The following is a 5,296-nucleotide window of genomic DNA, read 5'->3' on the forward strand; positions in this document are numbered from 1 at the left end:
TTCCGTCGTTCACGATACCCGACACCGCACTCACCGCACATACCGCGCGGCCGTCCCCGCCAGACCCGACGGAAGGGGAGGGGGCTTCGCATCAAGCGCGATCTCAGGCCACGGCCAAAACGCAGGCCAGGGGAGAGGTCGCTCACCTTGATGCTGCCCAGGTTGGTGGCAGGATGGGCGTTCGACGTGAGAGACCTTCCCATGACCGCGATCCGAGCACTTGTTCTGACGGCCGGTCTGCTCGTGGCAGCGGCGGGCGTCTATCTCGGCTGGGCCCTGACCACCGAAAGCGGCTATGCCGCCGGAGGCCGGGTGCTGAAGGCGCGCTACGGCTTCCTCGCCATGCCGCATGCCGAGCGGCAGAGTCTCCGCAAGCTCGCGATGATGAGGGCGGCGGGCCAGTGCGAGTGGGAACTCGACGAGGCGTTCTGGAGCCGCATCTATCAACTCTATGTCGGCCAAGAGCGAGGCGTGCGCGCCGCCGTCTACGCGACGCTGCTGGATGAGCAGGAGCGCTACTTCCTGACGGACGCCGACCATCGCCGCTGCCAGGCAGCTTGGGCGCGATTCGGCACGGCGGGCGCCGACGTGCCAGGCATTCTCCGCACCATTCGCTCGGAAGCGTCCAACCCGGTCGAACGTGTCTTGATCGACGTGAGCGCCGAGGCGACCACTCCCTGAAGAGGCGGGTCGTCGGTGTCGCGCCGGTCCCCGTGAGGGTAGACCGGTCGCGGCGGTTGCAATCCTAAAAAAGCCCCATGGCCGCGCCATTGCGAGATGCCCGGCGAGGGCCGGATCGGTCTTGCCCGAACCGACGCTTCGCGCGACACGCAAGACCATCATGCTCAAAACAGCCTTCGTCGCTGCGCGCGACCGTCAGCGCCTTTCGGAAATCGCTTCGGTTCTGATCGGCTTCGGGCTGACCAAGATCGTTGACCGACTCGGGCTGCACAACATCCCGCTCATTCCCCGCCGAACGCCGCGGGTCGACGTCACACGGCTCTCGCAGCCGGAGCGGCTGCGCCGCGCCATCGAGACCCTGGGGCCGACCTTCATCAAGTTCGGTCAGGTTCTGGCGAGCCGCCCCGATCTGCTCTCGCCGGTCTGGACCGACGAGCTGGAGAAGCTGCACAGCCAGGTGAAGCCGGTGCCGTGGGCCCTGATCGGGCCGCAGCTCGAAGCCGATCTCGGCGCGCCGCCGGAACAGGTCTTCGCCGAATTCGACCTCAATCCGATCGCCTCGGCCTCGATCGCCCAGGTCTACCGGGCGCGACTCCATTCCGGCGAGGAGGTCGTGGTCAAGGTTTTGCGACCGGGGCTGCGGAAGATCATTGAGGCGGATCTGCGGCTGATGGCGCACGGCGCCCGCATCGTCGAGGCGGAGTGGCCGGAGATGGCCCGCTACCAGCCTCAGGAGCAGATGCGCCACCTCGCCAACGGCCTCAACGGCGAGCTCGATCTGCTCAACGAAGCTCGCAATTGCGAGATGATCGCCGAGATCTTCGCCGGACGGGACGACATCGTCATCCCGAAGATTTTTTGGGAGTGGTGCTCCGAGCGGGTGCTCGTCCAGGAGTTCATCCACGGCGTCTCGCCGAATGATGCCGCCGCGCTACGGACGATGGGCGCGGACAAGAAGGCGCTGGCGCAGAAGGGCTGCGACGCCTTCCTCCGCATGGCGCTGATCGAGGGCGTGTTCCACGCCGACCCGCATCCCGGCAATCTGCTGATCCTGCCCGGCAACCGGATCGGCTTCATCGATTTCGGCATCGTCGGGCGTCTGTCGCAGAAGCGGCGCCAGCAGCTCCTCGTTCTGATCGGCGCCATGCTCAAGCAGGATGTCGATGGCCTGATGGCCACGCTCCTCGATTGGACCGGCACGTCGAATCCGGACCTGAGCAAGCTGGAACAGTCCGCCCAGAACTTCGTGCAGGCTCATTCCTCGATCCCGCTCAATCTCGGGCTCGTGCTCACCGACTTCATGACCATGGCCCGCGAGAACGATCTCGCGATGCCGACCGATCTGGCGATCCTGTTTAAGGGGCTCGTCACCGCTGACGGCGTCATGCGCCAGCTCGACCCCGCTTTCGACCTGTTCGCCGCCGCCGGCCCGACCGTGCGGGCGAGCATGCGCTCGCAATTCTCGCTGCGCGGCCTGATGCGTAAGGCGGAATCGCTCGGGACCGGCCTCTACGGCGCGGCCTCCGAGCTGCCGACGCTGATCCATCTCATGCTGGTGCGCCTCAAGCAGGGGCGCGTCACCGTCGAGATCGAGCTGAAGGGGATGGACAAGCTCGTGCGGGGCATCGAGCGGGGGGCCGCGCGGGTCGCCGTCGGCCTCGTCGTGGCGGCGTTCGCGACACAGCTCGCGCCGCGGCTCATCGATCTCGGCACGCCGGCCTTCGTCATCATCGGGATGACGGTGGCGGTGCTCGGTATCGGCTGGCTGGTGTTGCTGAGCCGCGATCGTTGAGATCGACCGGGCGGTCCCGGTCAGCTGAACGGACGACCCGCTTCGAGTCGAAGGGCGCCGGGAATTCCGAGACGGATGGGCGCGCGGCCGCCGCCCAGGAGGGCGGGGCCGGTTCTGTCGCGGGGGGCGAAAGCCGGGTCTCAGGCGCGGATGACGGGCTTGGCCTTGAGGGCGGCGGCCAGCGCCTTGAGCTGGCGGTCGAGATCGGCCAGTTCGTTCAGGGCGATGGTCTTGTGCCCCGCCTTCACCGCGCGCTCGATGTCGCTGACCTGCGAGGAGGCCATGCGCTTCAATTCAATCGCGAGTTGGTCCCTGGTCATCGGCGCTCCTTTCGTCACCAGGCTCGATGGGCCGGTGATAGGGGCTCAGGCTTAACCGGGAGTTTTCTCCGGGGCTTTCGCGTTCACCGTTCCGATCGTTCCGGCCTGCCATCCATCACGCGGCCGAAGGCTTGAAGGGAGGGCGGATGCAGGCCGAACGGGCTTCATATCATGAGCAGGAAGGGGGAAGAGGGCGCTACGGAGCGCGCCGCCGCGGAGGCCGCCTTCGAAAAGACGCGCCGGGCCGACCGCGACACCAGCCGCATCCGCTGGCTGCGGGATCAGGTCACGCGGCTGCGCAAGCGCCTGCCGCTGCGGCGGCGCTTCTCCGGCGGGCTCGCGCATGGCGTAATGTCGGCGGTCGCTGCCATCGTCGCTTACCTGCCGACGCAGGTGCTCGGCTTGCGCGAAGGATTCTGGGCGGCGATCACCGCGGTCGCCGTCGCGCAGACTGAGTTCGGCGCGACCCGCTCCACCGCCCGGGACCAGTTCACCGGTGCCGCGATCGGCGGACTGATCGGGCTTTCCGCCTACCTGACCCTGGGACCGTCCCTGCCGACCTACGCGGCCACGGTCGTGCTCGCGATCCTGGCCTGCTGGCTCGTCAACGTGGCGAGTGCCTGCCGACTGGCCGGGATCACCGCCACGATCATCCTGCTGGTGCCGCATCTCGGGCCGGTTGAGCGGATGGCGGGATCGCGGGTGCTGGAGGTCGGCTGGGGTGTCTGCGTGGCGATCGGTACCGTCTGGCTTGTGACACGCCTGAACCGGAGGTTCGGGATCAAGCTCTGACGCTTGCAGATCAGCCTTTCGAACGTCACCCCCCAGGCGGCTTTCGCGGGGCAGTGCGGCCGATGAAGAGAGCAAGTCGCTCATCGTAGGATCGGATGGTTTCGAGAGCCTGCGACAGGGGTTCGCCACACCTCAGCAGGCGATGAAACAGGAGATGGATGAACAGACCCGCATCGGCGCCGTCCGGATAACCGTCCGGTCCGATCACGCAGTGCGACCCGTTCTCCAGAAATGCCGATGCGAAAGCCTGCGAGCCGGACAGACAGGCGGTGCTGACGATGCTCGTCCCCGGTAGATCGGCATGCTGCGCGATCACCTCCGGCGGCATCGAGCCGTCTCTGAGGGAAGCCGTATCGATACTTTCCCTGAAGGCCCCGAAGATCAAGCCCCTTTTCGTCGCCATGGGCGCAGATCACGATGTAGGGCGGCGCGGTTACACCTTGCCCTATGACCCGTAGGAAATCGCCGGGCGTCCCGATCAGGTGCAAAAGCACGGCGGCCCCGAGGGATTCGAGGAGCGCGCGTATCAGAAGCGCTTCACCGCCATCACCGATGGCGACCACGGCCACCGGCGTGCGCGGCCGAAAAAATGGCCTGATCGATCACCATCCGGAACACCCTTGTCCGTGAGGACAAAACTTGTGGCGGCCGACTAGAGCTGTTACCGATCAGGTTGGGTCATATGCGTCGTATCCGGCCGCTGTGAGGCAGTTGCGACAGGCTTTTGGCGTGAGGCTGTCGAAGGCGGATCGGATCGCCGCTTTCAGGTCTGGAAACGTCCGGGCCGCGGCTTTGCGCAGGTCGGCTTTAAGCTTGGCGAACACTTGTTCAATGGGGTTGAAGTCCGGCGAGTAGGGCGGAAGATAGAGCAACTTGGCGCCCACCGCCTGGATCGCCTCCCGGACGCCGGCCACCTTGTGGGCGCCGAGGTTGTCCATGATCACCGTATCGCCTCGCTTCAGCACGGGCACCAAGGTGTCGGTGACGTAGGCTCGGAAGCGTTTGCCGTTGGTGGCTCCGTCGAATAGGGCCGTGGCCGCCACTCCGTTGGTGCGCAGGGCGGCCGTGACGGTGGTCGTCTTCCAATGTCCGTGCGGAACGGCGACCCGGCAGCGCTCGCCACGCGGCGCCCAGCCGTAGCGGCGCACCATGCTGGTGGTGGTCGCCGTCTCGTCGAGGAAGACCAGCTTGTCCGGGTCGAGTTCGTCCTGGGCCTCGAACCAGTCCTCGCGCTCGGCCCTCACATCCAGCCGCTGCTGCTCGGCGGCGTGGAGCGTGTTTTTTTGTGCGTGACGGCGTGGCGCCGGAAGAAGCGCGACAGGCCGCTCTCACTGGTGGAGATGCCGCGCTCGGCCAGCAGCGCTCGCAACTCCGACAGGATCCGGGTCGGCTGCTCCGCGCGCAGGCGCAGGATCAGGTCGGCATGGGCTTCCACCTGCTGCGAGCGTCGGTCGCCGCCCTGCGGCTTGGCCGCCACCCGGCCTTCCCGCTCGAAGCTCTCCTGCCAGCGGATGGCGCTGGCGGGACTGACCCCGAACCGCGCGCCGGCCTGACGCCGCGAGGCGCCCTCGGACACGGCCTTCACCACGCGCTCGCGCAGATCCGATGACAATGGTGATCCCATCGATCCTCCTTTCGAGGAACACAGGGAATCAGATCACGTCTCATCAGGGAACCCCGACCGACTCACAGCGGTCGGTAACAGCTCTAA

Annotated in this window: 6 protein-coding genes; 3 read left to right on the plus strand and 3 right to left on the minus strand. The window is 66.7% G+C overall.

Going from position 1 to position 5,296, the window contains the following annotated elements:
• The first annotated feature begins 201 nt into the window (after nucleotides 1-201).
• The gene (locus tag E4V01_RS25095; RefSeq protein WP_135300259.1) at nucleotides 202-681 is read left to right on the plus strand and encodes a hypothetical protein; all 480 of its coding nucleotides are present in this window, start codon (nucleotides 202-204) and stop codon (nucleotides 679-681) included.
• 160 nt (nucleotides 682-841) lie between these two features.
• On the plus strand, nucleotides 842-2,473 hold the full coding sequence (locus E4V01_RS25100; protein WP_060772179.1) for an AarF/ABC1/UbiB kinase family protein: 1,632 nt from the start codon (nucleotides 842-844) through the stop codon (nucleotides 2,471-2,473).
• A 140-nt stretch (nucleotides 2,474-2,613) separates the two neighbouring features.
• Here E4V01_RS25100 and E4V01_RS25105 read toward each other — a convergent pair whose 3' ends face one another.
• Entirely contained in the window at nucleotides 2,614-2,793 is a 180-nt protein-coding gene (locus E4V01_RS25105) for a hypothetical protein (protein WP_003604447.1), read from the minus strand.
• Nucleotides 2,794-2,964: 171 nt separating this feature from the next.
• Between E4V01_RS25105 and E4V01_RS25110 the strand changes: the two genes are divergently transcribed.
• Nucleotides 2,965-3,585: an aromatic acid exporter family protein gene (locus E4V01_RS25110; RefSeq protein ID WP_060769036.1), complete on the plus strand. Its 621-nt coding sequence runs from the start codon at nucleotides 2,965-2,967 to the stop codon at nucleotides 3,583-3,585.
• Between the two features lie 25 nt (nucleotides 3,586-3,610).
• Here the strand turns inward: E4V01_RS25110 and E4V01_RS26030 are convergent, their stop codons facing one another.
• Together E4V01_RS26030 and E4V01_RS25120 are read right to left on the minus strand one after the other, a co-directional pair.
• Entirely contained in the window at nucleotides 3,611-3,970 is a 360-nt protein-coding gene (locus E4V01_RS26030) for a hypothetical protein (RefSeq protein ID WP_210234777.1), read from the minus strand.
• Between the two features lie 283 nt (nucleotides 3,971-4,253).
• Nucleotides 4,254-5,209, minus strand: a protein-coding gene (locus tag E4V01_RS25120; protein ID WP_135300260.1) for an IS630 family transposase whose coding sequence is annotated in 2 segments (ribosomal slippage) — nucleotides 4,254-4,864 and nucleotides 4,864-5,209 — 957 coding nt in all. Because the reading frame shifts where the segments join, the coding sequence is not laid out codon by codon here.
• Between the last annotated feature and the right edge of the window lie 87 nt (nucleotides 5,210-5,296).

It is taken from the genome of Methylorubrum sp. Q1, from assembly GCF_004683995.1.
GTDB lineage: Bacteria > Pseudomonadota > Alphaproteobacteria > Rhizobiales > Beijerinckiaceae > Methylobacterium.